Raw genomic sequence first — 26,940 nt, 5'->3', positions numbered from 1 at the left:
TGGGCGCACAATTCGCCCGCATGAAATCGACGTTCTCCCGACGCTGGGCCACCTTGCATCCGGTCGCGCGCATCGCCGCGTGGGTTGCCGGCATCGGCGTGGCCGGTCTGCTCAGTGGCCTCATGCTGGTGGCTTTGGCCATGGCCTTCGCCTTCCCCAATCTGCCGGATGTGTCCGACCTGTCCGAGTACCGCCCCAAGCTGCCGCTGCGGATCTATTCGGTCGAAGGCGACCTGCTGGGTGAGTTCGGCGAGGAACGCCGCCGTTTTGTCCCGATCGAGAAAATTCCGCGCGCGCTCACCAATGCCGTGCTCGCGATCGAGGACGCGCGCTTCTACCAACATGGCGGCGTGGACTATGTGGGCATGGCGCGCGCCGTGCTGGCCAATCTGCGGCGGGTGAACAGCCAGGGCGCGTCCACCATCACGATGCAGGTCGCGCGCAACGTCTACCTCTCGTCCGAGAAGACTTACACGCGCAAGATTTACGAAATCCTGCTGACCTACAAGCTCGAGCACCTGCTGACGAAAGACCAGATCCTTGAGATCTACATGAACCAGATCTACCTGGGTCAGCGCGCCTACGGCTTCGCCGCCGCGTCGGAAACCTACTTCGGCAAGCCACTCAAGGACATCTCGGTCGCCGAAGCGGCGATGCTCGCCGGCCTGCCCAAGGCGCCGTCGGCCTACAACCCCATCAGCAACCCCAAGCGCGCGCGCGCCCGTCAGCTCTACATCATCTCGCGCATGCTGGACAACGGCTTCATCACGGCCGAGGAAGCCGCGGCCGCCCGCGCCGAGGAAATCCAGGTGCGCACCGTCACGGCACAAGGCGAACGCCCGGGCCAGGGACACGCCGAATACGCCGCGGAAATCGTGCGCCAGATCATCTTCGCCCAGTACGGGGAGGAGACCTACACCCGCGGCCTGCGCGTGTACACGACCATCCGCTCGGGCGAACAGGAAGTAGCCTACGCGGCCTTGCGCCGCAGCATCATGGATTACGAGCGCCGCCAGCCCTATCGCGGCCCGGAAAAAGTCATCCCGCTACCCGCGCAAACCACCGACAACGCGGACGCGATCTCCGAAGCGGTCTCCGAAGCGCTGATGGACCACCCGAACAACGGCGACTTGCTCAGTGCCGTGGTGCTGGAGGCCGATCCACGCAAGGTCACGGTGATGCGTCAGGACGGCGAGACGCTGGACATCACCGGCGCCGGTCTGCGCTACGCGGCAGATGGCTTGTCGTCACGGGCCGCGCCGACGCTCAAGATCCGTCGCGGCGCCGTCGTGCGCATCCGTCTGCACAGCACGGAAGACCCGACCAAGAACCAGGCCGCCAGCTGGGAAATCCTGCAGCAGCCCGAAGTGGAAGGCGCTTTCGTCTCGCTGGACCCGCGCGATGGCGCGGTGCATGCGATGGTGGGCGGTTTTGACTACGACAAGAACAAGTTCAACCACGTGACCCAGGCCTGGCGGCAGCCGGGCTCCAGCTTCAAGCCGTTCATCTACTCGGCCGCACTGGAAAAAGGCTTCACGCCCGCCACCGTGGTCAACGACGGCCCGCTCTTCTTCGAACCAGAAACCACGGGTGGCCAGCCCTGGGAACCGAAGAACTACGACGGCGTGTTCGAGGGCCCGATGCCGCTGCGCCGCGCGCTGGCGCGCTCAAAGAACATGGTCTCCATCCGCGTGCTGGACGCGATCGGTCCCCGCTATGCGCAGGAGTGGACGGCGCGCTTCGGCTTCGAGCCACGACGCCACCCAGCCTATCTGACGATGGCCTTGGGCGCGGGCACCGTCACGCCCCTGCAAATGGCCGTGGCCTATTCCGTGTTCGCCAACGGCGGCTACCTGGTCGACCCTTGGCTGATCCGCAAAATCACCGACCCCAACGGCAAGGTGCTGGTCGAAACGCCTCCGGTGGTGTTGGATGAAACCATGCGCACGCTGGAGCCGCGCAACGCCTTCATCATGTCCACGCTGCTGCAGGAAGTGGCCCGCGTCGGCACGGCTGCGCGCGCGCAGGCACAGCTCAAGCGCCCCGACATTTACGGCAAGACCGGCACCACCAACGACTCCATGGACGCTTGGTTCGCAGGCTACCAGCCCACGTTGACGGCGGTCACCTGGATCGGCTATGACACGCCGCGCAAGCTGGGCGACAAGGAAACGGGGGGTGGCCTGTCCCTGCCGGTGTGGATCAGCTACATGGAGCACGCCTTGCGCGGCGTGCCGGTGCAAGAAGTGATTCCGCCCGAAGGCGTGGTGCAGACCGGCATCGACTGGATGTACTCTGAGTACGCCGAAGACGGGGGCGTCAAGTCCCTGGGCCTGGACGAAGACAACGGCGGGGTGATGATGACCCTGCCGGGCGGCATCATGCCCAACCTGCCCTACAACCCGCCTGCGGATGAACCGCCGGGTGCCACGCAGGGCGAAGAACGTTCGCGCATCCTGGACCTGTTCCGCCGCAACTGAGACCTGCGTCGGGGCCGCCGGGCCAGGCGTGGGACGGGAATATCCGCGTCGTGTCCGCCGTGCGGCTTAGGTCTCAGGCCGAGAACGTCAAGGGCACGCGGGCCTGCTCGCTCGCGTGGCGCGACAGGCTGGCGAAGAATTCGCCTTGGCCTTTGGTGTCCATCCAGCGTTGACCGTCGAACTTGTAGTGAAAACCGCCGGCACGCGCCGCCAGCCAGATCTCATGCAAGGGTTTCTGGAGGTTCACGACGATCTGACTGCGATCAGGAAACACCAGGGTCACCATGCCACCGACACGCTGGTTGTCGATGTCCGCGTTGCTGGCGTCGTTGATGCGGTCGCAGTTCGCCTCGATGGCGCGCAGCACCGCCTCGGCATGGTCCATGAATTCCAGGTCAGTCATAATTTCGCGATGTTGGAAACCCGAGCAATCGCCCGTTCTATCGTCAGAGCTTGCGCGATTCTAGTCAGCCCCCTCACAGCCGCGCGACGCCGCGCCTTTGCCCCTGCCGTCCTCGCCGTCATCGGCGTGTCCGGCTCGCTGCTGCTCTCGGGCTGCGGGCAAACCGGCAAGCTTTACCTGCCCAAGGACCCGGCGGCAGCCCATCGAGCCAGCTTGCCCAGATCGCTCTGGCCCTTCATGCCGTCCAAAAATCCGGATGAAGCCCAAGACCAGGCCAGCCAGGACCCCGCCGCGCAAGACCCTGAATACGACGACCCTTACGCCCTCCCAGAAGAACAACCATGACCGCTCCCCTGCTGCCCGGCCACCCGCATCTGGCTTACCGCGCCACCTCCACCCGCCAGGAACTCCACCTGGAAGGCGTGCGTCTGGCCGATCTGGCCCGCACCCATGGCACGCCGCTTTTCGTGTATTCGCAACAAGCCATGCTGGATGCGCTGGCAGCCTACCAGCGTGGCTTGGCGAGTCGCTTTGCGCAGGGAAAGGCGCGTATTTGCTACGCGCTGAAGGCCAATTCCTCCTTGGCCATCCTGCAACTCTTCGCGCGCGCCGGATGCGGCTTCGACATCGTCTCCGGCGGCGAGCTGGAGCGCGTGCTGGCGGCGGGCGGCGATCCGTCGAAGGTGATTTTCTCGGGCGTGGGCAAGACCCGCGTCGAGATGCGTCAAGCCCTGAACGCAGGTGATGGCGCGGGCATCGGCTGCTTCAACGTCGAAAGCGAAGCCGAGCTGGACGTGCTCAACGAGGTGGCGGTGGAACTCGGCAAGGTGGCTCCCGTGAGCATCCGCGTGAACCCCGATGTCGACGCCAAGACCCATCCTTACATCTCCACCGGCCTCAAAGGCAACAAGTTTGGCATCGCGCACGAACGCGCCGTGGCGGTCTACCAGCATGCCGCGCGGCTCTCAGGCCTCAAGGTTGTGGGCATTGACTGCCACATCGGTTCGCAGATCACCGAGGAAAGGCCCTACCTGGATGCGCTGGAGCGCGTGCTGGACCTGGTGGAGGCCATCGAGGCCGCTGGCATTGCGCTGCATCACATCGACCTGGGCGGCGGCCTGGGCATCGACTACCACGGCGACACGCCTCCGGCCGCCGATGCGCTGTGGCATAAGCTGCTGGCCCGACTGGACGCGCGTGGCCACGGCAGCAAGGCCATCTTCATCGAGCCGGGCCGCTCCCTGGTGGGCAATGCGGGCGTGTGCCTGACCGAAGTGCTTTACCTCAAGCCTGGCGAGCAGAAGAACTTCTGCATCGTGGACGCGGCCATGAACGACCTGCCCCGCCCGGCGATGTACGAGGCTTACCACCAGATCGTGCCGCTGGCACCGCGTGACCCAGCCCAGGCCGGTGGCGCCGTGAACTACGAGGTGGTGGGCCCGATCTGCGAAAGCGGCGACTGGCTCGGCCATGACCGCGCATTGGCCGTGCAGACCGGCGATCATCTCGCGGTGCTCTCGGCAGGTGCCTACTGCATGAGCATGGCCAGCAACTACAACACCCGAGGACGCGCCGCCGAAGTGCTGGTTCAGGGCGAAAAGGCCACGCTCATCCGTCGACGCGAAAGCGCGGCGGACAGCTTCCGCCACGACATCCTGCTTTGATCAAGCGCCGCCAGAGGCGCCCTGTTTCCCCGCCTGGACCTGGGTACGTGCACCGCGCCAGCGGCGCACGATGCGCCAACCGAGCAACAGCGCCAGGATGGCGCCGTAGACCGCGACCTCCGCGAAGTCTTGCTTGCCCGCGCGCATCCAGTAGAAATGCAGCACGGCCAGGCAGGCCACGGCATAGACCAGCCGGTGCAGCATCCGCCAGCGCGGCGCGCCCAGGGCGCGAATGGCACGGTTGAAGGAAGTCAGAGCCAGGGGCAGTAGCAAGAGCAAGGCGGCGAAGCCCACCAGGATGAAGGGACGTTTGGGAATGTCACGCAGGATCGCCCCCCAAGCCTCTTCGTCCAGGCCCAGCCCCATGTCAAAGACCGCATAGCAGAGGAAATGCAGCAGGGCGTAGAAAAACACGTACAGCCCCAACATGCGGCGCAGACGCGCCAGCGCGGCCCAGCCGAATTGCATGCGCAAGGGCGTGACCGCCAGCGTCAGACACAGGAAGCGCAAGGCCCACTCACCCGTGGAGCGGATCAAATGCTCCGCCGGATTGGCGCCCAGCTGGTCAGTCACAGCGCCGTGGAACAGCGCGGCGAAAGGCAGCAGCGACAGCACGAAGACCAGCGGCTTGGTGACCGGATGCAGCAGCCACTGGTTCATGTGCCCCCCCTGGCACGCGGGGACCGGGCGGGTCGGGTCAGGCCCGTCACGACACGGCGGACCATCAGTAGAACTTTTTCAAGTCCATGCCCGCGTACAGCTGCCCCACCTGGGCTTCATAGCCGTTGAAGATCAGGGTCTTGCGCTTCTTGGCGAACAGGCCGTCCTCGCCGATGCGGCGCTCGGTGGCTTGGCTCCAGCGTGGGTGAGGCACGTCGGGGTTCACGTTCGAGTAGAACCCATACTCGTTGGCCGCGGCCTTGTTCCAGGCGGTGCCCGGTTCCTTTTCAGTGAAGCGGAGGGTCACCAGGCTTTTGGCACTCTTGAAACCGTACTTCCAGGGCACCACAAGGCGCACCGGCGCGCCGTTTTGGTTGGGCAGCACTTCGCCGTACATGCCGAAGCTCAGCAAGGTCAGCGGGTGCGAAGCCTCGTCCAGGCGCAGGCCTTCGGTGTAGGGCCAGTCCAGGATGCGCGAACCCACGAAGGGCATGGTCTTGGGGTCGGCCAGGGTCACGAACTCGACGTACTTGGCGCTGCCCAAGGGCTCCACCTTCTTGATCAGGGCGGAAAGCGAATAGCCCACCCAGGGAATCACCATGGACCAGCCTTCCACGCAGCGCATGCGGTAGATGCGCTCTTCCATCGGGGCCAGCTTGAGCAGGTCTTCGAGGGCGAATTTGACCGGCTTCTTCACCAGACCTTCCACGCTGACCGTCCAGGGCGTGGTCTTGAGACGGTGAGCGTTGCGCGCGGGATCGCTCTTGTCAGTGCCGAACTCGTAGTAGTTGTTGTAGGTGCTCGCGTCTTCGTAGGGAGTCGGCTTTTCCATCGTGGCGGCCCCCGCCACGGCGGACTTCGCCCCCGGCAGGGGCGCCAGCTTGCCCGGTCGCGGGGTCGTGGCGGCGCCTTGTGCCAGGGCCTCGCGGCCAGCCCACGCAGCGAGGGCCGCGCCTGCGGCGCCCGAGGCCATCCAACGCAGCCAGTCGCGCCGCCGCTGATAGGCCGACGCGGGCGTGATGTCACTGGGAATGGGATGGTCGTAACCCTGGTTCTGCGTGCGAATCAGCATGGTGGTCTTCCTTGTTCCGAAGCGCGCAAGCCTACACCCAGAGGGAAAAACATGCACGCCCGAGTGCGCTAGGGCTTGTTCACACGTACGTACATGCGTGAGTACGTGCGTCGCGGCACGCCCTCGAGAATCACGCCCCGCTGGCCACGGGACGTGGCATCACAGCGTGCCGTAGCTGTGCAGGCCCGACAAGAACATGTTCACGCCGATGAAGGCGAAGGTCGTGACGCCCAGCCCAGCCAGCGCCCACCAGGAGGCGACCGTGCCGCGCAGGCCCTTCATCAGCCGCATGTGCAACCAGGCCGCGTAGTTGAGCCAGACAATCAAGGCCCAGGTTTCCTTCGGGTCCCAGCTCCAGTAGCCGCCCCAGGCCTCGGCCGCCCAAAGCGCGCCCAGCACCGTGGCGATGGTGAAGAAGGCAAAACCGACGGCGATGGACTTGTACATCACGTCGTCCAACACTTCGGCCGAAGGCAGCCGCTCGGCAATGCGCTTGCGGCCCAACAGAATGCCAACGACGATGAGCGCCGCGACGATGAAGTACACCAGCCAATAGCTGCCCCCGCCCTCCATCTTCTGGCGAAACGCGATGGGCACGAAGCACAGCACGACGCCGAAGATCCACAGCGGCGCGAGCTTGTACCAGCGCAAGCCGTTTTGGGCTTCTTGTTCGGCCTGGCTCTTGATCAGGTAGGCATAGGCGACCATGGCCGCCAAGGCGAAGGTGCCATAACCGACGAAGTTGGCGGGCACGTGCAGCTTCATCCACCAGCTCTGCAAGGCAGGCACCAAGGGCTGGATGGCGTGCGCTTCGCGCACCACGGTGTACCAAAGCAAGAAACCGACCGCCGCACTGACCACCAGCATCACGAAAGCGCCCATGGCGCGCGTCGCGTACTGCTGCTCGAAGTAGAGGTAGAACAGCGCGGTCATCCAACAAAACAGCACGAAGACCTCGTAGAGGTTGCTGACCGGAATGTGGCCAATACCAGGGCCGATGAGGTAGCTCTCGTACCAACGCACCATGGTTCCGGTCAGCGCCATCACCACCGCGGCCCAGGTGAGGCGCGAGCCGATCAGTTCCAGGGTCGCGCCTTGGGTCCGGCTGAACATGCCCAGCCAATAAAACGCCGTGCTCATGAAGAAGAGCACGCTCATCCAGAGGATCGCCGACTGGCTGGACAGGAAGTACTTCAGCCAGAACACCTGCTCGGCGCGTGCCAAGTCGCCTGCGGACACCCCCTGGGCATCCACGCCCTGGTAGGAAGCAATCGCCAACAAGGCGAGCAAGGCGACGCCCAGGCTCAAGGCCCGCAAGGGGCGCCAGAACCATCCCAAGGCAATCAGAGCGGGCACGGAAAGCACGAGGATGGCTTGCTCGTACACATCCATTGCGGTGTGGTAACGCGCAAAGGCGTAGCCACCGCCGACCAGCAAAAACAGCGCGAAAACCCAATCGAATGTGTTGCGACGCGAGAAGTAGCCTTCGTTCAATGTCAGGGTGGTGGTGTTCATCTTGTCACTCCTTGCCAAGCAGCCTGCCGCGCAGTTGCTCGAATTCCTTGTCAGCGTCCAGGGTCTCGCGGTTGGTCGACAGGGCCAGGGTCGCCTGGCTGCCCACGCTGCCATCGGCAGCAGCCGCGCCCAGGGCCGGTGCCAGCCAGACCCAGAGGCGACGTTCGCGCACATAAAGCATCGCAAAAATCCCGATGATCAACAAGGCGCAGCCCAGATAAACCACATTCTTGCCGGGTGCACGCGCGACCTGGAACACACTGGCCTGAACCTGGGTGAATTCGTTGAGCTGCAGGACAAATGGCGCGGAATAGAACCAGGCATCACCCAATGCGATGACGGCTTGAGCCATCCAGGTCTGGGTTCTGGCATCGGTGGACAAGGGCGCCAGACGGGCGCGTTCACGCGCGGTCTGCAGCAACTCGAAGAGCGCGCCGTTGAGGATGCGCATCAGCATCTCGCCCGCGCGCTCACGATCCGCCGCGGGCACCTGGTTCTCCATGAAATCGGCAATGGCCTGAAGGCCGCCCATCGGTGCACGCCCTTGCGTTGGTGTCTCGGCCCCGGCGAACAGCGTCAAAGCACGCAAGGCCGACGCAGCGAGTTGCGCCTGAAGATCGGGACGGTTGGCGTCTACCATGCGCGCGGCGTAGCGACGCACGGCGCGCTCGCGCAGGGAAGGGTCGGCCAGCGCGGCGCGCAAGCGGAAGAAGTCCGTGCTGCCGCCCTCGGCATCCGCAGGCACCCGCAGGTAGCGGAACGGCTCGGCCGGCGTGTCACGCAGGCCCCACAGAAACACCGGTACGCCATCGCCCAGATCGACCGGCACCATGTAGTTGTTGAACTCGCGCGCCTGGCCCGCCGCGTCGCGCAGCTTGTAGCTGATGCTGGGCCCCACGTTGCGCAAGGTCTGGGGGGCATCGTGCTTGTTGGCGGCGCCCAGTCGCTGATGCAGGCCACTCAAGGGGTTGCCCAGATCCACTTTGCGCACGTCCACGCCCGTCTCCGCGTCGCCGGACCTGCCCCCGCCGGCTTGGGCTTCGGCCATGTTCTCGACGTTGATCACGCGCAGCCCGGTGTACTCCAGAGTCAGCTGATCGGGGCTGCTGCCCGGCAGGCCCGCGGCGCGGGTCAGGCGGGTGCTTTCGCCCACGCGGCCCTCCAGATCGAACGCGGCGCTCACGCCGTCCATCGGCAAGGCACGCAGCTTCAAGGAAGAGCCCCCGTCGTCGAAGCTGGATTGATAAATCTCGACGCCTTTGTAACTGGCCGGGTGATTGACCTCGACGCGCGCAGGCCGAGCCTCGCCCGTGGCCTTGTCGTGGATCACGATCTCGCTGGCGAACAAGCGCGGCATGCCCGTGGGGTAGTACTCCACGATGAACTTCTTGAGCTCCACCGCGAAAGGCAATTCCTGCAACACGATGCCATTGGGCTGGGTGAGGATGGCCGTGTCCGCCGCCGTGCCCTCGGCCACCAGCAGGTTGCCGCGGAAGGTGGGGTTGCGGTCGGACAGGCGGTGCTGAGCCGCCACCTCGGACACCAGGCCACCGCCGCTGTACACGGTCTTGTCACCCAACCACATCTGGGCGCGCACGATCAAGTCCCCGTCGAGCAAGCCCCCGAGGCAGATCATCACGATGGCGCCATGAGCCGCGAGATAACCTAACTTGTTGGCGGCGCCCGCTTTGGCAGCGATCATCCAGCCTGCGTCATCGCGCTGCTGCAACTTGACTTTCCAACCCCGAGCAGCCAAGGCCGCGCCCATGCGTCGCGCGGCGGCCTCGGGGGCCTCGTCCAACGTCGCCTGGGCCCGATGCCGGAAGGCCTGCAAAGCCTGAGCACGGATGTTTTCCTTGTAGGTGCGCAAATCGGTCAGGATCTTGGGCGTGTTGCGCACGATGCACAGCGTGGTGCTGACGACCAGGAAGGCCAGGATCAGCAGGAACCACCAGGCGCTGTAGACCGTGTAGAGGTTCAACTTGCCAAACACCTCGGCCCAAAACGGACCGAACTGGTTGACGTAGTTGGCATAGGGCTCCGATTGCTTCAGCACCGTGCCAATGACCGAGGCAATGCAGATTACCGTTAGCAGCGAGATGGCGAAGCGCATGGATGCCAGCAGCTCCATGGCGCCCTTGAGCCCGCGCGATGCGCGCACGCGCCAACCTGACAAGGCAAGGTCTGATGGGGTTTCAGCAGTCACGTAAGGCTCGGGAAAAAGGCATGAAAAAAGCGGGCCTGCTTTGTGAGCAGCCCGCCTTGTTATGGATTTGATTTGGGGCGGTGGGTCTCGGCGCCGGTATCAGCGCAAGCCAGCGATGTAGTCAGATACCGCCTTGATTTCGCGGTCGTTCAACTTCGCGGCCACCTGGGTCATGGGCAAGGAGTTCAGGCGAGCACCGCTGGCCTTGGCATTGGCTGCACCAGCGCGGAAGGCCGTCAATTGGGCCTCGGTGTAAGCGGCATGCTGGCCCGAAAGGCGGGGGTATTGCGCCGGGATGCCCACGCCATTGGGGCTGTGGCAGCCCGCGCAGGCCGCGATCTGGCGATCAGGGATGCCGCCACGGTAGATGCGCTCACCCAGTTGCACCAGCTCCTTGTCGGTGGCGAAGCCGTTCTTGGGCTTCTGAGCCGCGAGCCAGGCGCTGATGTTGACCATGTCCTCGTCGCTCAGCATCGAGGCAAAGCCCTTCATGACCGCGTTCTCACGCTTGCCACTCTTGAATTCCTGCAGCTGCTTGAGCAAATACTGCGGATGCTGCCCCGCCAACTTGGGGTTGGCGGCGATGGTGGAATTGCCGTCCGCCGCGTGGCAGGCCACGCAGACCGCTGCGAACTTGGCCTCACCCTTGGCCAGATCAGGGGCTGCGGCCTTCTGGGCTTCCTCGGCGGTGGCAAAGGCGGGCGCTGCCAGCGCGGCAGCCAACATCAGGGGGGCAAACAACTTCATGGTCTGGTTCTAGGGTTGTTGGGCAAAACGGCGGTCGGCCCGGAGCCGGAAAGACCGCCCCGATGACCCGGATCAAACGCGGCGATTCTACAATGCGCCGCCCGCCGCGCCATTTTTGCCCGGCCTCAGCGCCTCGCGGCTTACCGCCGCCTTGGCACCCCACCTTTGCCAGCCCGACGCCATGCCCCCCCCAATCGCCCCCAAAGCCCCCGCGCGTCGTGCCAACGCCCGCGCACCGACACCGCCCCGGAAAACGGCCCCGGCCCACGCGGCCCAGCACCCCGCATTGGGCTGGCTGCACACGGCCCGTTTTCTGACCACCTCGCCGGACCTTCAGCATCTGCCGCCCTTGGAAGTGCCGGAAATCGCCTTCGTGGGCCGCTCCAACGCGGGTAAATCCACCTGCATCAACACGCTGACCCAACAAAAGCAGCTGGCGTTTGCGTCCAAGAAACCGGGGCGCACCCAGCACATCAACTTGTTCTCCCTGGGCAAGCAAGGGGTGACTGACGCGGTGCTGGCCGATCTGCCCGGCTACGGCTACGCCGCCGTGCCGATGCAAGACAAGCTGCGCTGGCAGCAGGTGATGGCCAATTACTTGGTCACCCGCGAAAACCTGGCCGCCATCGTGCTGCTGTGTGACCCGCGACACGGCCTGACCGAACTGGACGAGGTGCTGCTGGAAGTCATCCGCCCCCGGGTGGAGCAGGGTTTGAAGTTCCTGATCGTGCTGACCAAGGCAGACAAGCTCACGCGCAGCGAGGCGGCCAAGGCCCTGTCCATCGCCAAGCTCAACGCAGGTGGGGGTGAAGTGCGCCTGTTCTCGGCCACCAAACGCGTGGGGGTGGAGGAAGTTTCCCGACTGCTGTGGGATTGGACGCGAGGGCCCGCACCGGATGCGGCCAACGCAACCACCGAGCTTTCGATTGATGCCAACAAAAATCCAACATGAAAAAAATCGCAGCCATCACAATGGCACGCAACGATGAGTTCTTCCTGAACCGATGGGTGGCCTACTACGGCCCACTGCTGGGGGAGGAAAATCTGTACATCTACATGGATGGGCTGGATCAAAAAGCGCCCGCCCACGCAGGCCGAGCCAACGTCACGCTGGTTGAAAAGCAAGGTATCAAGGTGGTGGACGCGGAAAACCGCCGCTTGAGTTTTCTGTCTGACCGCGCAGCGGAACTGCTCAAACGTTACGACTTGGTGATCGGCACGGACTCGGACGAATGCCTGATCGTGGACCCCAACACCGGCATGAATCTGCCGCAGTATCTATCCAGCCTGGATATCCGCACGAGCGTCAGCGGCCTGGGATTGGATGTAGGCCAGCATTTGACGCATGAACAGCCGCTGGACAAATCCCGCGCCATCCTCCCCCAGAGAGGGTATGCGCTGCTCAACACCCGCTTCACCAAAGCCAGCGTGATTGCCAAACCCGTGAGATGGGGGCGGGGCTTCCACCGCATCCGGGGCCACAACTTCCACATCGACAAGAATCTGTACCTGCTGCACCTGGGCAACACAGATTACGACGCGCTGCTGGCGAAATACCAACACCCCGACATCATTGCGAGAGGCGAGCAAAAGCATTTCAAGCGCGCCCGGATGCGGGTGGTGCATGACATCACGGAAAAGCAAGCGGTTATGAATGAGCGGATATTCAAGATCGCCCGATTCATACAGACATGGTTCCGCCCGATTTATGCCTGGAACAAGCCAGGCATGCTGGGCCTGCGCATCGTCGTCAAACTTCCGGAGCGGTTCAGGCAGCTCGCCTGACCCCTTCTTTCAAGCAAGAAGCGCAGACAGACCCAATCCAAAGCTCAAGGCGAAGGATGTTCTCATGCAATATCTTTTAGTTGGGAACGCCCCCATCGACGGCACTGAGGAGCGCATCCGTGAGGCGGATGTGATCATTCAGATGAACAAGTGCTTGCATGTGGATCGCATCCCGCAAGAAAAAACCCGTTACGTCATCATCACCAATACGGGAACACCGTCCAAAAAAGTCGTTCGCCATGTTCGCAAATTGGTTGCCAGGAAGAAGCTCGGTGACTTCACACTGGTTTTCGCGAGGAACGAGGCCTATTCAGAAGAAAAGATACGCCGCTTGAAAGCGGCGGCAAAGGGGTTCTTCCGTTTTTTCCGCAGCTATCGGAGCTTTCGCTGCCCCTTGGACAAGAAAGCGATCGCCGCGGAGTTCAAACTGATCGAAATCGACGCGGATTTTTCAGCGCAACTCGACCAACGCTTGATGGCGCTGGGCATGAAGGAAGCTCAACTCCCTAGCACGGGTTTGATCGCCTTCGAATGGATCAAGACACTGATGCGCCCGGGAGATCACTTGGAGCCCATCGGGTTCACGCACCAAGGCTGGGACGGTCACCCATGGTCGATCGAAGCGCAGCTGGTGCGCCCCTACACCAAAGACTAATCAGGATCTGGATCACCGCCCATGTCTGATCGGCCCGTGATTGTCGTTCGCGATGTCGCGGACGCGAACACCCTCAAACGCCAGCCCCTGGCCCAAAATGCCCGACTGCTGACGCTGACACCAGCAGCGGCAGCCGTGTTTGCCGACGACTCGAACTACGAGGTGATTCGGACCACGAGCGTCTACAGCGATGAGCTGCATGCGCGAACCGTCCAACATTTGAAGGACGGGCTCGAAGAGTTCGACCGGCTTGCTCGATTGCAAGGACTGACGGACACGCAAATCGAAGCCACGCGCATCACCTACTTCTACAAGCTGGCGACCGCGTCATTCTTCTGGCACGCATTGCGCGGCTTCAAGGAAACCTTCTGGTTGGACACCCGTGGAAGACTGACGGGCAGCCGGAATTTCGACGAGGTGTTTGAGGGCGTGTTTGGTGGCTTCATCCACCGGCGGATGCTGAAGCCCGAAGTCGACATCGCGAACCTTGAACGGGATGGACCGTACTCCCGCCTGCACTTCTGGCTGCTGAAAATTTACAAGGCCCACTTGGAGGAGCTGATGGAAGGCAGAAAAAAACTGCTGATCATCGACAAAGCCCGGCCCTCTTCACAAAGTTTTGCGCATGCGGCGTATAGGCAAGATCCGCGTCTGGTGATCCTGCTGTCCCGTCCTCTTCCCAAAAGTCTGCTGAAAACCGTGATTTACATGGTGGGCTCTTTGATGCTGATGCGCAGCGATAAGGAGTTCAAGGGCACAGGTTTGCCTCGTTACTTCTTCTGGCCGCAAGAAGTCAGATCCCACGGACCTCAGATCGAAGGGATCATTGCCGCGGTCCACGATGATTTCCGCAAGGCCACCCTGACGGTGTCCAAGAAGTACTTGGAGAAAGTCATGCGGCATGCGCTAGGCCATGAACTCCAAGTGCCCCAAGACATTGCGCAGCTGGCGCCGGACATCATCAGCACCGACTCGCCTTTCACCGGCTTCGCCATCTCAGCCTCTCGCGCGGCCAAGGACATGGGCAAGCAAGTGGTGCTGTTCAACCACGCATCCCACACGCCACAAACCGACGAGCTATCGAAGACGATGGGCGACATGTGGGCTTCACTCGGGCGTCTCTACAACGACCACTCGACCATCTTTGCAGCGCGATCTCCGTCGATCGCAGAGTTGATCCGACAGCTTTCACCGCACGGCGACAAGATCGTCGCGGTGCGTCAAGGTCAAAGACTACCTCCAGCCCAAAATGAACGTCCATTTCAAATCCTGTTCGCGGGAAACTACATGGGCGTGCACAACCACATCCCCTGGATGCTGGAAACCCCGGATGAATTTCTTGACGGTATCGCTGAATTGGCGGAAGCGGTGAGCCGGATTCCGCAAGCGCGGCTGCTGATTCGGGTCAAGGTCAACGCCAAGCCGGAGTGCAACCCTGAAACGCTGCGCAAACTCCTACCGCGTTATCCGAACGTAGCAATCAGCAACGAAGGCACGTTCAAACAAGCTCTAGCTCAGTCGGATCTGCTGGTGGCGTGCATTTCAACGACGATCGACGAAGCTCTGAGCGCCGGACGTCCCGTGCTGCTGCATTCAGCCCGCGGCCGATATCACCATCTGCCCGGCATGTCCACGCCGCCTAAGGCGGACCTTCGCAGCGCGGTCTACGTGAGCGGCAAGACGCCGTTGGTCGAGCTTTTGAAAAGCATCATTGATGCACATCAAAATCGACCGCTGAGTGCTGCCGAATTGAGCACCTATACTTGGCCGAATGGCACTCCTGACATGGAAGAGTTTGCCAAAATTGTCCTCAACATGACACGGGCTCACGCCTGAACATACATCATGACCGAACCGATCAGAATTTTCATTGGCTATGACCGCCGCATTCCGGTAGCGTTTCAGACCCTGGTGCACAGCATCACTGCACGAGCGACGGCTCCGGTCACTTTTTGCCCGATCAGCCTGACCAACTTGGGCAGCCTCTACAAGCGCGACGTGAATCCGTTGCAATCCACGGAGTTTTCATTCTCCCGGTTCTTCACCCCTTACCTGTCGAACTACGAGGGCTGGTCCATCTTCATGGACAACGACATCATTGCTGTCGATGACATTGCCAAGCTGTGGGCACTGCGCGATGACAAGTATGCGGCCATGGTGTGCAAACACGAGCATGACCCGGGCGAGGCCGAGAAGTTCATGCACGCCACCCAGACTCGGTATGAGAAGAAAAACTGGTCCAGTGTGATCCTCTTCAACAATGCCAAATGCAAGGCGCTGACGCCGGACTACGTGAACACCGCGACCGGTCTTCAGCTTCACCAGTTCAAATGGCTGGGCAACGATGACTTGATCGGCTCCGTGCCGCTCGAATGGAACACCTTGGTGGACTACAACCATTTCAAGAACCCATCGATGCTCCACTACACCGAAGGCGGCCCGTTCTATCCCGACTACAAGGATTGCGGCTATTCCGAGGAATGGTTCCGCGAGTATGCAGCGGCGAATAATTGCAAAGAGGCTGATGTTTTCCAGTTGACGGCAACTGCGAAAAGCAAGTTGCAACGAGAGGGCTGATGGCAGCGTTTTCTAGTAGTCATCTGACAATCGATTGACATTCAGATATCGATGAGCTGAGACCCTTTGTCGTTCTGGCGGCGGTGCCTCACCATTATTTCCCGGCACGGTGTTTGGCGAACTAATGGACGTTGATGTTTTTCCGCAATCTACGACTTTGTGATCCGGGGCATACTACTGGGTTTCTTCGCAAAAAAACCGATCCAGTTTGCTGGACTTAACGCCAGCGGCATTCCGACGGCACTATTGCTGGTATTACCACATAGCTGCTTTTCGGCTATTTTCGAACTGAAGCCTGAAGGCTACTGCAGCCTGGGCAAGCATAATTTTGACTCCATGGAAAGCGACATAGCCGCCGAAGCCCCCAAGAAAGTGCGCTAACTTCCCCACCATGAGTCGAAAATACACCTTACCCCCTCAAGAACTCTGGCGCCGTGGCTTGCTCAATGGCCTGATGTTTTCCATCTTTGGCATTCTGTTCCTGCAGAGGCGGTACTTGGATATTACCGACTTGCTTGTGATCATTGCGTTGATCACCGTCCTGATGCGGACAGATACACGACAGACAATGTGGCGATTGTTTGCAGGTAGTTCAAGCATCGATTTGCGCTGGATCGCTTGGCCATTTCTAACTTGGTGCCTGGTGATTTCTTTGACTTGGCTGACAGGGCTTCATCCCTCCAACTACCCGCACCAAACGCTGCGCTATACGCTTGCGTTGTCATTGCTGGCTTTGACCCTTGGGAACCGCCCAGCCTCGCGTTATTTGCTCTGGGGCTTATGTGTGGCGGCTGTCGTTGCGGCGGGCCAAAGCGCATGGGATTGGCTGATTGCCGACAAGTCTCGAGCAGCAGGTTTGATGCTCAAACCTATAGACTTCGGCAATTGGTCAGCGTTCACTGGCATGTTATTGATTCTGTTTGCTGCATTAGCTAGCCAATGGCAAATGCGCTGGCGGATCGGGGCTTTGTTGCTGGCGATATTGTCTTTGCTGGCCTGCGCACTCTCTGCAACTCGCGGCTCATTCCTTGCAATACCGGTGCTTGCCGTTTTTTTGCTTTTTTTGCGTAAAGATCGTTTTCACCGTTGGCTACTGGGCTTAGGTCTGATCGCGACCATCATTGGCAGCTTGTTGATATTGAGGCTACCCTCCCTACAAGAAGATTTGCGCTTGGTAGAAGCCAAACAGGATATGACACAGGCTACAGGAGGAAAGAATTACGCCACGTCTATTGGGGCACGCTTTGTGATGTGGCAATCAGCATGGGAGATGTTCAAGCAACATCCCATCACAGGTGTCGGACCTGGGTCAGGTGGATACTCGGACGAATTGGATCAGATGCTGAAAAAGGGCGAGCTGCCCCCCATTCAGCAAGTTTTTAATCATGCTCACTCGGACATCATGCACACCTTGGCTACAAGTGGCCTGTTGGGGCTGATAGCTTATCTTGTGCTGATTGCGGGGCCGCTCATCTTTTTTGGTCGCGCCTTGCATCGTGCGGATGCTGATGCGCATCAGCGGATGTATGCCGCTGCCGGACTTCTGGTAGTTAGCTCCGGACTGTGTTTCGGTTTGACGGATTCGAATGTTGTGAAGCACATCTACAACAGTACATATCCGCTCCTGATTTGCGCCTTGGCTGCGCAGCTACTACCCACAAATCAGAAGTCTTCTATGCGCGGCCCAAAATCGGCTTCACTGGAATAATTGAACAGGTCACAAATATTAGTGTTCATAGCTCTCCGTCGCCCTGATTCTTGGCTGAGCTAGCGCTAGCAGCCGTTCTCGCACTCGCAGGCAGTGCGCCTCGTTTGCAGAGCGCCTATCACCTTCTATGAGATACGTGTTTTTCAGGTACGCAAGAAAATTGCGCCTAAGCTGCTCATCTGGCGCGAACTGTTGCAGGCGAGAGATGGCGTTTTTGAGTTCCTCGGCGTTATCAGCGGCAAGCGTCAGGTCGGGAATTGCATAAAACGCCCGCCCCAGGACGATGACCCTCTTGCTAAACAGCAGCGCCTCAATGCCAACTGTGGAGTTGATCGTAATGACAGCTTCTGCCTTTTCTATCAATTCCTGTGTTGCATATTCGTTGGCAAAAAACCCTCGCTCAGGTGGGAGCAAATCATGCAAATAACGATAGTCTCGTTTGCTCGATGGATGCTCCTTGAAGACAAACTGGTATTGCGGAAACTGACCTGATAACTCAAGCAACGTATCAAACAATGCACGCATATCCGCAAGCCACGGAGAAAACAACACAATCTGCGTGTCCGAATCCACTTGAAAGGGGATAAAGATATAGCGTTGCGGTAGGCCATTTCTGCCGGACGCCCGGCGGGAAATGCTACTGGGGCGCGCAATCAATTGCGTCGGCTCCGGCACAGGCATGGGTGGCAACTGCCTGTAGAAGGCCGATGACCTTGGCATGGAGTTCAAAGCATTTACACCATCACCATCACACACCGTAGTGCTTGGCAACAGACCGTTCTCCATGAAGGCGCAAGGAATGCCCAAACTCCTAGCTGCTTCGGCCAACGTTACGCTTCTGCCTTTAAGACCATTCCAAACAACCACCAATGCCGGTTTGCAGCGCCGCAATACCCGACGGTCGTTCGCGTATTGCCAACGCGTGGAAAAGCTTGTGAATACCCTCCAAAGGGCACTTGGCGGATGACCCCAGCGATTTTTGTACTCCCTGATCCCATTTTTGAGGCAGTTATCAATGAAAGAAGCCGATGCTGCAGTCCAGTCAGTCCAGGAAGGGAAGTGGCGGCGAACGTAGAGCATTGTGGTGGCATCCGCCCCCATGCCGGAAGCCAAAGCACGCAGATAGTCGTCTGCGGCTCCTCGGCGATTGACAAAAAAAACAATCATGGTGCTGCTATATTTCTGCAAGATAAGCCGCATACCACTCGACGAATTTCCGGACGCCTGTCGAAACCGGAATATCCGGGTGAAACCCCGTCAACGCCATAAGCAGATCCGGAGCGGCATAGGTTCGTGGCACGTCACCTTGCTGCATGGGGAGCATGTTGCGCAGCGCTGGGCGGCCCACTGCTCGCTCGACCGTCTCCACGAACTGCATCAGCTCGACGGGCTGACCACCACCGATATTGACGATACGGAATGGCGCATGCGGCGACAGCGTATCGATGTCAGTGACCCGGTTATTTTCATCCGGCACCACGCTCATCAACCTGACGACACCCTCGATCAAGTCATCGATATAGGTGAAGTCACGGCTCATCTTCCCTTCGCCGTAAATATCGATCGGTTTGCCATGCAGGATGCCGTCCACGAACTTGAACAATGCCATATCGGGACGGCCCCAGGGGCCATAGACGGTAAAGAAGCGAAATGCGGTTGTTGGAATCTTGTGCAGATGCGCATAGCTGTGCGCCATCAACTCACCCGATTTCTTCGTCGCCGCATAGAGTGTCATTGGTTCGTCAGAGCGATCCGTTTCGGCAAACGGGATTTTTTCGTTGGCGGCGTAAATGGATGAAGTGGAGGCAAAGAGCAAATGCTCGGGACGATGCTCTTTCGCCAATTCCAGAATGTTCCATGTGCCAATCAGATTGGAGTCCACATAAGCTTTGGGATTCTCAAGGCTGTACCTTACCCCTGCCTGCGCTGCGAGATGAACGATGGCGTCAGGTTTGCCTAAAGCGACCGCGCCGTCTAGCAGGGCCTTGTCCTCAAGCATGCCTATCACTGGTGTGAATGCACTGAATTCGCTCAGGATGGCGTGCCTCCGCTCCTTCAGGTGCGGGTCGTAGTATTTCGTCATGCCATCAAAACCCACGACGGAATGCCCCTCTTGCAGCAAACGTCGCGCGAGATGGAATCCGATGAATCCAGCCGTGCCAGTGATCAGGTAGTGTTTTTTTTGCATACTGGAGAATTGGTTTATGCGTGACGAGCAGCATGCCATCGCGCCAAGGCTGTTGGCTCAACGCGCTCAATGACGCCAAAACGCTGCAGTACATCCCGCTCTTTCTCGTTGACCAACATCTGTCGGTACTCCTGCCTCAACTCACCAGCATCCAGGCTGGCCAGCCATCGCCGGTAATGCACATTGAGTCGCCTCTCAGGGTGCAGGGTTCGAATGACTTGGCGACTTTGAATTTTTTTCTCAAAATTTTTATAACTCAGAATGGGATAGTGGTCCACCACAATATCGTCAGAGCGACGGTTACGCCAAAACATCATGTGCTTTGCGCGATGGTTTCCACCGTTGATGTGAAGCAACCCCAAAGGGTTAACAATGACCTTGGGAGCAATTCGCTGCAACGGCATGGACAACTTCTTTTGCACCTCATACTCCTGGGAGGTGTAGAGGATCGGGTTGATCACGCGATTGGCGCAATGCACATAACCGTCTCGCTCCTCGCCTTGCACTTCATCAAGGATGAAATTAAAGCGGCGAACCGTCACCACCGAGTCTCGCAGACTCAGCTTGGTTTTCAAAGAGCTGCCATCACGCGCGCTCCAGAACTCATCAGCGTCGTTGCTGATGACCAGGTCAGCACCCAGCTCTCTCCGGGCTTGCCGAGCCATACCGGTCATCCACTGGCTTTGCTTGTAGGCCGTAGAAGCGTTGTGGACCACAGTCAGCTCGTATTCCTTTTGCAAGGTCCGCAGTATGTCCGGCGTCGCATCGGTTGAGCCATTGTCCATGACGATGAATGCATCTACACCTTGATCCGCATGGAAACGGATGTTAGTTTCTACCGTGTCCTCCTCGTTCTTGACCAGCAGTGTCATGACCAGCTTCATGGACGTCCTTATAATTTGTCAACGATTTTTTGTTGCCCGTGATCACGGGTTTGAAATCGACACCGGAGAATGAACTCGTGATTGTTTTTTGCGCAAAAGCTCTCGCTCAGCGAACCTATTTTAACGAGCTGGGTAAGTTCATGGACGAGGCTTTCGTGGTGATGCGTCCGTCACCTTTGAAGTGGCCTTCCATCTCGGATCTGCTGTCCCCCCCCGAAACGCTGCTTGCTGATTGCATGTCCTATGCGATCAAAGACTATCGCGCGGAACGCGATGGAAAATCACCGGGCCCGATCTGGATGGCGATGCAACGGCTGATCTTTCGCTGGCATTACGCCTGTGACCGCAGAACCATGCGGCGACTCTCCCCCAGTTTGGCCGTGATCTGGAACGGCTTGAAGCCACGCCGCTACATTTTTGCGGAGGCCGCTCGACGGGACAACATTCCCTGCGCTTTCATGGAGCATGGATTTTTACCCAACACAACGGTCTGCGATGGCCGTGGAATCCACGAAAGAAATTCCGTCCCGCGTGACCCCGCATTCTTCCGCAACTTGCCCCCGGCACCTGCACCCGAAGCAGCCCAATTGGTGGCACGCCGGGTCAAGTCCGCTAGGCAATCTTCTGGACGCGACTTGCCCAAGCGTTACATCTTCATTCCGTTTCAAATCGACACGGATTCGAAAATCATTCTGTTCTCTCCCTGGATCCAGAACATGCGCCATTTGTTTGATGAGCTTCGCGCTGTGTCAGACAAATTCCCGCAGTACCAGTTCGTGTTCAAGGAACACCCCTCCAGCCACAAAACATACGGTGATCTGCATTCACTGCTGCCAGCGGACCGGGGGTTTTTTGCCAATGAGTACTCGACTCAAACATTGATCGAAAATGCTGAGGCAGTGATCACCATCAGCTCCACGGTCGGCATTGAAGCGATGCTCTACAGTAAGAAAGTGATTGTCATCGGACAGGCGTTTTACGACCTCCCCGGTCTGACGCTCTCGGCTCGCAGCGGCCCTCAACTGGAAAAAGCGTTGGCCCAACTGGAACAGTTCACGCCCGACGAGCAATTGCGCCGGAATTTCCTGACTTACCTGAAAGACGATTACCTCATTGCTGGCAATCGTCAGGTGAAGGCAGACGAAACACATTACGCGCGCATCAAAGCACGCCTGCAATCGCTGCGCCCCACTCCACGGCGCTGACCCACTTCGATTAGGGTCAGTACAGCTTCTTTTTATCCCCCTTGGGCCGAGTCTTGAAGCGTTTGTGGACCCAGTAGTACTGCGCAGGCATTGTGGCGATGATGCCTTCCAGCCAACGATTCATATAGGCCGTGTCCGCGACTTCGTCTTCGGTCGGGTAATTGGTCCAAGCTGGATGCACTTCGATGTCATAGCCTGTCTTGGTCAAACAGGCGGTCACGGGGACCACCTGGGCTTTGCCCAGACGGGCAAAGCGTGGCAATGAGGGCACGGTCGCGGCGTTCACGCCAAAGAACGGCACAAAAACGGAATCCTTGCGCCCGTAGTTCATGTCTGGCAACAGGTACAGCAAGCCGCCAGCCCGCAGCGTGGCCACAATCGACTTGAGGCTACCGTCCTTGCGCTCAAAAAGTCGCACGTCACCGAAACGCATACGCCCCTTGCGCAGCCACTCATCCGCCACCTTGTTGCGCTGCGGCATGTAGATGCTGGCAATGGGCCGATTGATCTGCTGACTCACTGCCGCACCAGCGGCGTCAAGACCAAAAAAATGCGGCGCGAAAATCACCGTGGGCGCGCCCCCTTGCAGATCATGCACTGCCCCAGTCAATCGCAGTCGTCGACGCACCACGTCTGGCTTGGAATGCCAAAGCCAGGCCCGGTCCAACAAGGTTTGAGCGAAATAGACGCAGCAAGCCCGAGCCCAACGCCGTCTTTGAGCCAGCGTTTCATCTGGAAAGCACAAAGCGAGGTTAGTCATGACGATGCGTCGGCGTGACCCCACGAACACATAGAGCAACAGCCCCAAGACAGAGCCCAAGCCACGCACGCAACTCAGTGGCAACAGTGCAAGAAGACGCAGGCACCAAATCCCAATCCTTGCCAACATCACACAGACTCCTTGCGCGGTTGCTTATAACGTGAGTACCCCCACAAGTACTGACCAGGACTGCTCAATATCAACTCCTCCATGGCTCGATTGATGGCCGCTGCCGCCGAGACGAGGTCGTCCGGTAATGGCTCTTGCAAGGCCTGGGCATGGAAGCGGTACCCTCGTGCCCAACTCAGGCGTTCGCCTCGCACAAGTACGACCTGGGCGCCGGTTTGCTGCGCCAATCGGGCTGAAAGCGTCATGGTGTACGCCTCGCGCCCAAAGAACGGCGCCCAGACGCCCAAACCTTCGGGTGGCACCTGATCCGGCAGCAATCCGACACATTGCCCGGCACGCAAGGCCTTGAGCAGTTGTTTGACGCCGGCCATCGTGGTTGGAGCAGTCAACAGATTCTTACGCTGCCGGGCCGTTGCAACGACCTCACGCAGATACGGCTGACGGGACGGGCGGTACAAGACGGTGATGGGCTGAACCGCTCCGAATCTCCTGGCGTATTCCTGGGGAATCATCTCAAAGCAACCCAGATGAGGCGTGAGTATCAGAACGCCCTTGCCTGCATCCAATGCCCGCTGCACCAACAGCTCAGCTCCCTGTGCCCACCGCACTGGCACCGGCCGCCCAAACCACAAACGAGGCGTTTCCATCACCATGCAACCGGTCTGGCCCACGGCTGCGAGGCCTTGCCACCAGTTCAAACCGGCCTGCCGGATGTTGGCGATGAACCGACGCCGATAGGTTGGCGACGCACAGAACACCAACCAGCCCAGAAGCCAGCCTAAACCATGCAGAACCACCAATGGCCATCTGGACAAGAAGCGAAACAGCAGAATCATGAGGAAGAAGAATTTTCCAGGCTAGAATGGCCGCGTCGCTGAGTTAAATGAGCAACTTGCAGGGCGACATAAAACAATACTGCTAAAGCGTTCGCCCTGAACTCCAGGCCGACGCAGCGGCAAATACCGGAGTTTATTCAATGGCGAACGATTACCTCTTCACTTCCGAATCAGTTTCCGAAGGCCATCCCGACAAGGTGGCCGACCAGATCTCGGACGCGATTCTGGACGCGATCTTCGCGCAAGACCCCAAGAGCCGGGTTGCCGCCGAGACGCTGACCAATACCGGCCTCGTGGTACTGGCGGGCGAGATCACCACCAACGCCAACGTCGACTACATCCAGACCGCGCGCGACACCATCAAGCGCATCGGTTACGACAACACCGAGTACGGCATTGACTACAAGGGTTGCGCCGTGCTGGTGGCTTACGACAAGCAGTCGAACGACATCGCCCAAGGCGTGGACCACGCCAGCGACGACCACCTGAACACCGGCGCTGGCGACCAGGGCCTGATGTTCGGCTATGCCTGCGACGAGACGCCCGAGCTGATGCCGGCGCCCATTTATTACGCTCACCGTCTGGTCGAGCGTCAGGCACAGCTGCGCAAGAGCGGCAAGCTGCCCTTCCTGCGCCCTGACGCCAAGAGCCAGGTGACGATGCGCTATGTCGACGGCAAGCCACACAGCATCGACACCGTGGTGCTGTCCACCCAGCACAGCCCGGATCAGAGCGAAACCGCGACCAAGCTCAAAGCCAGCTTCTATGAAGCCGTGATCGAGGAAATCATCAAGCCCGTGTTGCCCAAGGAATGGCTGAAGGACACGCGCTACTTGGTCAACCCGACTGGCCGTTTCGTCATCGGCGGCCCGCAAGGTGATTGCGGTTTGACGGGTCGCAAAATCATCGTCGACACCTATGGCGGCGCTTGCCCGCACGGCGGCGGCGCGTTCTCGGGCAAGGACCCGTCCAAGGTGGACCGCTCGGCCGCCTACGCTGCACGCTACGTCGCCAAGAACGTGGTGGCTGCGGGCCTGGCCAAGCAGTGCCAGGTGCAGGTGGCCTACGCGATTGGCGTGGCCAAGCCCATGAACGTGACGGTCTACACCGAAGGCACGGGCGTCATCGCCGACGACAAGATCGCCGCGCTGGTGAACGAACACTTCGACCTGCGTCCCAAGGGCATCATCCAGATGTTGGACCTGCTGCGCCCCATCTACCAGAAGACGGCCGCCTACGGCCACTTCGGCCGTGAAGAGCCCGAGTTCACCTGGGAAAAAACCGACAAAGCCGCTGCTCTGCGCGCGGCTGCCGGCCTGAAGTAAGTAACCGCCTGGGCCCGGGGTCCTGCCTTCTCGCCCTCGCCGATGCTGCTGCAACATACGCACAGCTACTACGCCGCGTCACGCCATCCCAAGGTGGCGTACCCGGCGCTGGTCGGGGCGGTGGACACCGATGTGTGCGTGATCGGCGCGGGTTACACGGGCCTCTCCACCGCGCTGCATTTGCTGGAACACGGGTTCAAGGTCACGGTGCTCGAAGCCGCCCAGGTGGGTTTCGGCGCCTCCGGCCGCAACGGCGGTCAGATCGTCAACAGCTACAGCCGTGACATCGATGCCATCGAGCGCCAGGTAGGCGCGGAGCCCGCCCGCTTGTTGGCCGCCATGGCCTTCGAAGGCGGACGCATCATCCGCCAGCGGGTGGCGAAGTACGGCATCCAGTGCGATCTGAAGGAAGGCGGCGTGTTCGCGGCCTTCACTGGCAAGCAGATGCGCCACTTGGAGACCCAGCAAAAGCTCTGGGCGCGCCACGGGTATACCCAATTGGAACTCCTCGACGCCGGGGCCATACGCAGCGTGGTCGCCACCGAACGCTACATCGGCGGCGCGCTCGACCACGGCGGCGGGCATATCCACCCCCTCAATCTCGCCCTGGGCGAGGCAGCGGCCCTGGTGTCACTGGGTGGCGTGATCCACGAACACAGCCCGGCCGTGCGTATTGACCGGGGTTCGGCTCAGACGCCCCCCGTCGTACATACGCCGCAAGGCCAGGTGCGCGCCCGCTTCGTGGTGGTGGCCGGCAATGCCTACCTGGACGGTCTACTGCCCGAACTGGCCACCAAGTCCATGCCCTGCGGCACCCAGGTCATCGCCACCGAACCCCTGACCGAGGATCTAGCGCGCAGCCTGCTGCCGCAGGACCATTGCGTGGAGGATTGCAATTACTTGCTGGACTATTTCCGCCTCTCCGCCAATGACCAGGGACGAGGCCGTCGACTGCTGTATGGCGGCGGCGTGGTGTACGGCGCGAGGGACCCAGCCAACATCGAGGCAACCATCCGGCCCAAGATGCTCAAGACCTTCCCGCAATTGCGAGGCGTGAAGATCGACTACGCCTGGACCGGCAACTTCCTGCTGACGTTGTCGCGTCTACCGCAGATGGGCCGACTGGGGGACAACATCTATTACTCCCAGGGCTGCAGCGGGCACGGCGTGACCTTCACGCACTTGGCTGGAAAGGTACTGGCCGAGGCCCTGCGCGGGCAGGCCGAACGCTTTGATGCTTTCGGGGCCCTACCGCACTACCCATTTCCAGGTGGACGGCTGTTCCGAGTGCCCCTCACCGCCTTGGGGGCGTGGTATTACAGCCTGCGCGACAAACTGGGCGTGTGAGCCTGATTGCATACTCCGGGCACAGCCACCACACTGGTCTCTTCAGATTTGGCCTTGCGTGAGCGACGCCAGCAGGCAAGGCGCAGCCAAAGTTCACGCATCAGCCAGCAGCACAACCACATCAGGGCGGCCGAGAACAGCACGTCGCTCAGGTAATGCCCGCCTTGCAGAATACGCCCGCCCCCAAGCACACCGCCCGCGAGCCAACCGATGCCGCGCCAACGGCGGCGCGTCGCGACCGAGCCCCACAGGCCCCAGGCCATGTAAACGAAGCCGCCGGCCGCGTGACCGCTGACGAAGGAGACGCATTCCTCGCACTGAACACCCGTGCCGAGCGTGGGAACGAAGGTGTAGCTGCCTCCGAAATTCTGAGTCTGGTTAGGGCGGGGACGGTTCGATAGCTCCTTCACGACGTCGTGCACCAGCCATCCGACGCCGAGTGCGGCTGCCAGCAGCAGCGCCAGACAACGTCGCCGCCAGGAGCGTGTCACACGCCAGCGCCCCGGTAAAAAGCGCCCGAAGAAGAGAACCAACAAAGCGGCCACGACGATCCACTGTCCCACTTTGGGGTAGTCATAGAGCGCCCGCACCCAAGCCCATTGCTTGGCAGGAAACTGACCATCGCCAGCATAAAACCAGCCACTGACTGTCAGATCCAAGGTCGGCCACAAGCCGAACAGCAGCGCCAAGGCCAGTACGAATCCGACCAGATGCAGCAGTTCCCGATGACGCGCACGGCGCATCCTCGGGAACATGGAGGAGAGAAACGTGACGCGCATTCTTTTCCCTAGCCG

At 60.3% G+C, this 26,940-nt stretch carries 24 protein-coding genes; 12 read left to right on the top strand and 12 right to left on the bottom strand.

What is annotated here, in order from left to right:
- The first annotated feature begins 20 nt into the window (after nt 1-20).
- The gene (locus ACLBKS_RS07105) at nt 21-2,480 is read left to right on the top strand and encodes a penicillin-binding protein 1A (RefSeq protein ID WP_410192100.1); all 2,460 of its coding nucleotides are present in this window, start codon (nt 21-23) and stop codon (nt 2,478-2,480) included.
- Nucleotides 2,481-2,553: 73 nt separating this feature from the next.
- On the opposite strand, the gene cyaY is transcribed toward ACLBKS_RS07105, so the two are convergent.
- Nucleotides 2,554-2,883: an iron donor protein CyaY gene (gene cyaY / locus ACLBKS_RS07100; protein WP_410192099.1), complete on the bottom strand. Its 330-nt coding sequence runs from the start codon at nt 2,881-2,883 to the stop codon at nt 2,554-2,556.
- Between cyaY and lptM the strand changes: the two genes are divergently transcribed.
- Nucleotides 2,857-3,228, top strand: a complete 372-nt coding sequence (gene lptM, locus ACLBKS_RS07095) for an LPS translocon maturation chaperone LptM (RefSeq protein ID WP_410192098.1) — start codon at nt 2,857-2,859, stop codon at nt 3,226-3,228. The genes cyaY and lptM overlap by 27 nt on opposite strands.
- A complete protein-coding gene (gene lysA / locus ACLBKS_RS07090) occupies nt 3,225-4,547 on the top strand; it encodes a diaminopimelate decarboxylase (protein WP_410192097.1) in 1,323 nt (440 codons plus the stop codon). Before lptM ends, lysA begins: the two co-directional genes overlap by 4 nt.
- Here lysA and ACLBKS_RS07085 read toward each other — a convergent pair whose 3' ends face one another.
- The 5 genes from ACLBKS_RS07085 to ACLBKS_RS07065 all read right to left on the bottom strand — a co-directional run bounded on the left by ACLBKS_RS07085 (nt 4,548) and on the right by ACLBKS_RS07065 (nt 10,747).
- Complete coding sequence (locus ACLBKS_RS07085; RefSeq protein ID WP_410192096.1) at nt 4,548-5,207, bottom strand: sulfite oxidase heme-binding subunit YedZ; 660 nt, start codon at nt 5,205-5,207, stop codon at nt 4,548-4,550.
- A 64-nt stretch (nt 5,208-5,271) separates the two neighbouring features.
- Nucleotides 5,272-6,279, bottom strand: coding sequence for a protein-methionine-sulfoxide reductase catalytic subunit MsrP (msrP, locus tag ACLBKS_RS07080; protein WP_410192095.1), 1,008 nt, complete (start codon nt 6,277-6,279; stop codon nt 5,272-5,274).
- A 159-nt stretch (nt 6,280-6,438) separates the two neighbouring features.
- Entirely contained in the window at nt 6,439-7,794 is a 1,356-nt protein-coding gene (gene ccsB / locus ACLBKS_RS07075) for a c-type cytochrome biogenesis protein CcsB (protein ID WP_410192094.1), read from the bottom strand.
- 4 nt (nt 7,795-7,798) lie between these two features.
- Nucleotides 7,799-9,925, bottom strand: a complete 2,127-nt coding sequence (locus ACLBKS_RS07070; protein WP_410192353.1) for a cytochrome c biogenesis protein ResB — start codon at nt 9,923-9,925, stop codon at nt 7,799-7,801.
- 174 nt (nt 9,926-10,099) lie between these two features.
- The gene (locus ACLBKS_RS07065) at nt 10,100-10,747 is read right to left on the bottom strand and encodes a c-type cytochrome (protein ID WP_410192093.1); all 648 of its coding nucleotides are present in this window, start codon (nt 10,745-10,747) and stop codon (nt 10,100-10,102) included.
- A gap of 181 nt (nt 10,748-10,928) precedes the next feature.
- On the opposite strand from ACLBKS_RS07065, the gene yihA reads away from it, so the two are divergent.
- The 6 genes from yihA to ACLBKS_RS07035 all read left to right on the top strand — a co-directional run bounded on the left by yihA (nt 10,929) and on the right by ACLBKS_RS07035 (nt 17,472).
- Nucleotides 10,929-11,699, top strand: a complete 771-nt coding sequence (gene yihA / locus ACLBKS_RS07060) for a ribosome biogenesis GTP-binding protein YihA/YsxC (protein WP_410192092.1) — start codon at nt 10,929-10,931, stop codon at nt 11,697-11,699.
- A complete protein-coding gene (locus ACLBKS_RS07055; RefSeq protein ID WP_410192091.1) occupies nt 11,696-12,532 on the top strand; it encodes a glycosyltransferase family 2 protein in 837 nt (278 codons plus the stop codon). Before yihA ends, ACLBKS_RS07055 begins: the two co-directional genes overlap by 4 nt.
- A gap of 64 nt (nt 12,533-12,596) precedes the next feature.
- Nucleotides 12,597-13,187, top strand: a complete 591-nt coding sequence (locus ACLBKS_RS07050; protein ID WP_410192090.1) for a hypothetical protein — start codon at nt 12,597-12,599, stop codon at nt 13,185-13,187.
- A 21-nt stretch (nt 13,188-13,208) separates the two neighbouring features.
- Nucleotides 13,209-15,023, top strand: a complete 1,815-nt coding sequence (locus tag ACLBKS_RS07045) for a hypothetical protein (protein WP_410192089.1) — start codon at nt 13,209-13,211, stop codon at nt 15,021-15,023.
- 9 nt (nt 15,024-15,032) lie between these two features.
- On the top strand, nt 15,033-15,764 hold the full coding sequence (locus ACLBKS_RS07040; protein ID WP_410192088.1) for a glycosyltransferase: 732 nt from the start codon (nt 15,033-15,035) through the stop codon (nt 15,762-15,764).
- A gap of 391 nt (nt 15,765-16,155) precedes the next feature.
- The gene (locus ACLBKS_RS07035; RefSeq protein WP_410192087.1) at nt 16,156-17,472 is read left to right on the top strand and encodes an O-antigen ligase family protein; all 1,317 of its coding nucleotides are present in this window, start codon (nt 16,156-16,158) and stop codon (nt 17,470-17,472) included.
- 18 nt (nt 17,473-17,490) lie between these two features.
- On the opposite strand, the gene ACLBKS_RS07030 is transcribed toward ACLBKS_RS07035, so the two are convergent.
- The 3 genes from ACLBKS_RS07030 to ACLBKS_RS07020 are packed head-to-tail and all read right to left on the bottom strand — an operon-like array spanning nt 17,491 to nt 20,544.
- Nucleotides 17,491-18,660: a hypothetical protein gene (locus ACLBKS_RS07030; protein WP_410192086.1), complete on the bottom strand. Its 1,170-nt coding sequence runs from the start codon at nt 18,658-18,660 to the stop codon at nt 17,491-17,493.
- Nucleotides 18,647-19,660 (bottom strand): NAD-dependent epimerase, encoded by a 1,014-nt coding sequence (locus tag ACLBKS_RS07025; protein WP_410192085.1) that lies wholly within the window; start codon nt 19,658-19,660, stop codon nt 18,647-18,649. Before ACLBKS_RS07025 ends, ACLBKS_RS07030 begins: the two co-directional genes overlap by 14 nt.
- 14 nt (nt 19,661-19,674) lie before the next feature.
- The gene (locus ACLBKS_RS07020) at nt 19,675-20,544 is read right to left on the bottom strand and encodes a glycosyltransferase family 2 protein (RefSeq protein WP_410192084.1); all 870 of its coding nucleotides are present in this window, start codon (nt 20,542-20,544) and stop codon (nt 19,675-19,677) included.
- A 38-nt stretch (nt 20,545-20,582) separates the two neighbouring features.
- Here ACLBKS_RS07020 and ACLBKS_RS07015 point away from each other — a divergent pair, with 38 nt between their 5' ends.
- The gene (locus ACLBKS_RS07015; protein ID WP_410192352.1) at nt 20,583-21,749 is read left to right on the top strand and encodes a hypothetical protein; all 1,167 of its coding nucleotides are present in this window, start codon (nt 20,583-20,585) and stop codon (nt 21,747-21,749) included.
- Nucleotides 21,750-21,765: 16 nt separating this feature from the next.
- Here the strand turns inward: ACLBKS_RS07015 and ACLBKS_RS07010 are convergent, their stop codons facing one another.
- The gene (locus ACLBKS_RS07010) at nt 21,766-22,638 is read right to left on the bottom strand and encodes a lysophospholipid acyltransferase family protein (protein ID WP_410192083.1); all 873 of its coding nucleotides are present in this window, start codon (nt 22,636-22,638) and stop codon (nt 21,766-21,768) included.
- Nucleotides 22,638-23,474 carry a lysophospholipid acyltransferase family protein gene (locus ACLBKS_RS07005; RefSeq protein WP_410192082.1) on the bottom strand — a complete coding sequence of 279 codons (837 nt, stop codon included), beginning with the start codon at nt 23,472-23,474 and terminating at the stop codon, nt 22,638-22,640. Before ACLBKS_RS07005 ends, ACLBKS_RS07010 begins: the two co-directional genes overlap by 1 nt.
- A 140-nt stretch (nt 23,475-23,614) precedes the next feature.
- Between ACLBKS_RS07005 and metK the strand changes: the two genes are divergently transcribed.
- Together metK and ACLBKS_RS06995 are read left to right on the top strand one after the other, a co-directional pair.
- Nucleotides 23,615-24,799, top strand: a complete 1,185-nt coding sequence (gene metK, locus ACLBKS_RS07000) for a methionine adenosyltransferase (RefSeq protein ID WP_410192081.1) — start codon at nt 23,615-23,617, stop codon at nt 24,797-24,799.
- Nucleotides 24,800-24,841: 42 nt separating this feature from the next.
- Nucleotides 24,842-26,146 (top strand): NAD(P)/FAD-dependent oxidoreductase, encoded by a 1,305-nt coding sequence (locus tag ACLBKS_RS06995; RefSeq protein WP_410192080.1) that lies wholly within the window; start codon nt 24,842-24,844, stop codon nt 26,144-26,146.
- Here the strand turns inward: ACLBKS_RS06995 and ACLBKS_RS06990 are convergent.
- Nucleotides 26,116-26,901: a phosphatase PAP2 family protein gene (locus ACLBKS_RS06990; protein WP_410192079.1), complete on the bottom strand. Its 786-nt coding sequence runs from the start codon at nt 26,899-26,901 to the stop codon at nt 26,116-26,118. The two genes, ACLBKS_RS06995 and ACLBKS_RS06990, sit on opposite strands and share 31 nt — an antisense overlap.
- Nucleotides 26,902-26,940 lie beyond the last annotated feature (39 nt).

This window comes from Hylemonella sp. W303a (assembly GCF_046452315.1).
Taxonomy (GTDB): domain Bacteria; phylum Pseudomonadota; class Gammaproteobacteria; order Burkholderiales; family Burkholderiaceae_C; genus Hylemonella.
Note: the sequence above shows the minus strand (reverse complement) of the source record. Positions and strands in the feature narration are given on the sequence as shown.

What these genes read in the sequence shown, in the direction of transcription:
- ACLBKS_RS07105 (WP_410192100.1), top strand. Translation starts at nt 21, where the DNA reads ATGAAATCGACGTTCTCCCGACGCTGGGCCACCTTGCATCCGGTCGCG.
- lptM (WP_410192098.1), top strand. Translation starts at nt 2,857, where the DNA reads ATGGTCCATGAATTCCAGGTCAGTCATAATTTCGCGATGTTGGAAACC.
- cyaY (WP_410192099.1), bottom strand. Translation starts at nt 2,883, where the DNA reads ATGACTGACCTGGAATTCATGGACCATGCCGAGGCGGTGCTGCGCGCC.
- lysA (WP_410192097.1), top strand. Translation starts at nt 3,225, where the DNA reads ATGACCGCTCCCCTGCTGCCCGGCCACCCGCATCTGGCTTACCGCGCC.
- ACLBKS_RS07085 (WP_410192096.1), bottom strand. Translation starts at nt 5,207, where the DNA reads ATGAACCAGTGGCTGCTGCATCCGGTCACCAAGCCGCTGGTCTTCGTG.
- msrP (WP_410192095.1), bottom strand. Translation starts at nt 6,279, where the DNA reads ATGCTGATTCGCACGCAGAACCAGGGTTACGACCATCCCATTCCCAGT.
- ccsB (WP_410192094.1), bottom strand. Translation starts at nt 7,794, where the DNA reads ATGAACACCACCACCCTGACATTGAACGAAGGCTACTTCTCGCGTCGC.
- ACLBKS_RS07070 (WP_410192353.1), bottom strand. Translation starts at nt 9,925, where the DNA reads ATGGAGCTGCTGGCATCCATGCGCTTCGCCATCTCGCTGCTAACGGTA.
- ACLBKS_RS07065 (WP_410192093.1), bottom strand. Translation starts at nt 10,747, where the DNA reads ATGAAGTTGTTTGCCCCCCTGATGTTGGCTGCCGCGCTGGCAGCGCCC.
- yihA (WP_410192092.1), top strand. Translation starts at nt 10,929, where the DNA reads ATGCCCCCCCCAATCGCCCCCAAAGCCCCCGCGCGTCGTGCCAACGCC.
- ACLBKS_RS07055 (WP_410192091.1), top strand. Translation starts at nt 11,696, where the DNA reads ATGAAAAAAATCGCAGCCATCACAATGGCACGCAACGATGAGTTCTTC.
- ACLBKS_RS07050 (WP_410192090.1), top strand. Translation starts at nt 12,597, where the DNA reads ATGCAATATCTTTTAGTTGGGAACGCCCCCATCGACGGCACTGAGGAG.
- ACLBKS_RS07045 (WP_410192089.1), top strand. Translation starts at nt 13,209, where the DNA reads ATGTCTGATCGGCCCGTGATTGTCGTTCGCGATGTCGCGGACGCGAAC.
- ACLBKS_RS07040 (WP_410192088.1), top strand. Translation starts at nt 15,033, where the DNA reads ATGACCGAACCGATCAGAATTTTCATTGGCTATGACCGCCGCATTCCG.
- ACLBKS_RS07035 (WP_410192087.1), top strand. Translation starts at nt 16,156, where the DNA reads ATGAGTCGAAAATACACCTTACCCCCTCAAGAACTCTGGCGCCGTGGC.
- ACLBKS_RS07025 (WP_410192085.1), bottom strand. Translation starts at nt 19,660, where the DNA reads ATGCAAAAAAAACACTACCTGATCACTGGCACGGCTGGATTCATCGGA.
- ACLBKS_RS07020 (WP_410192084.1), bottom strand. Translation starts at nt 20,544, where the DNA reads ATGAAGCTGGTCATGACACTGCTGGTCAAGAACGAGGAGGACACGGTA.
- ACLBKS_RS07010 (WP_410192083.1), bottom strand. Translation starts at nt 22,638, where the DNA reads ATGTTGGCAAGGATTGGGATTTGGTGCCTGCGTCTTCTTGCACTGTTG.
- ACLBKS_RS07005 (WP_410192082.1), bottom strand. Translation starts at nt 23,474, where the DNA reads ATGATTCTGCTGTTTCGCTTCTTGTCCAGATGGCCATTGGTGGTTCTG.
- metK (WP_410192081.1), top strand. Translation starts at nt 23,615, where the DNA reads ATGGCGAACGATTACCTCTTCACTTCCGAATCAGTTTCCGAAGGCCAT.
- ACLBKS_RS06995 (WP_410192080.1), top strand. Translation starts at nt 24,842, where the DNA reads ATGCTGCTGCAACATACGCACAGCTACTACGCCGCGTCACGCCATCCC.
- ACLBKS_RS06990 (WP_410192079.1), bottom strand. Translation starts at nt 26,901, where the DNA reads ATGTTCCCGAGGATGCGCCGTGCGCGTCATCGGGAACTGCTGCATCTG.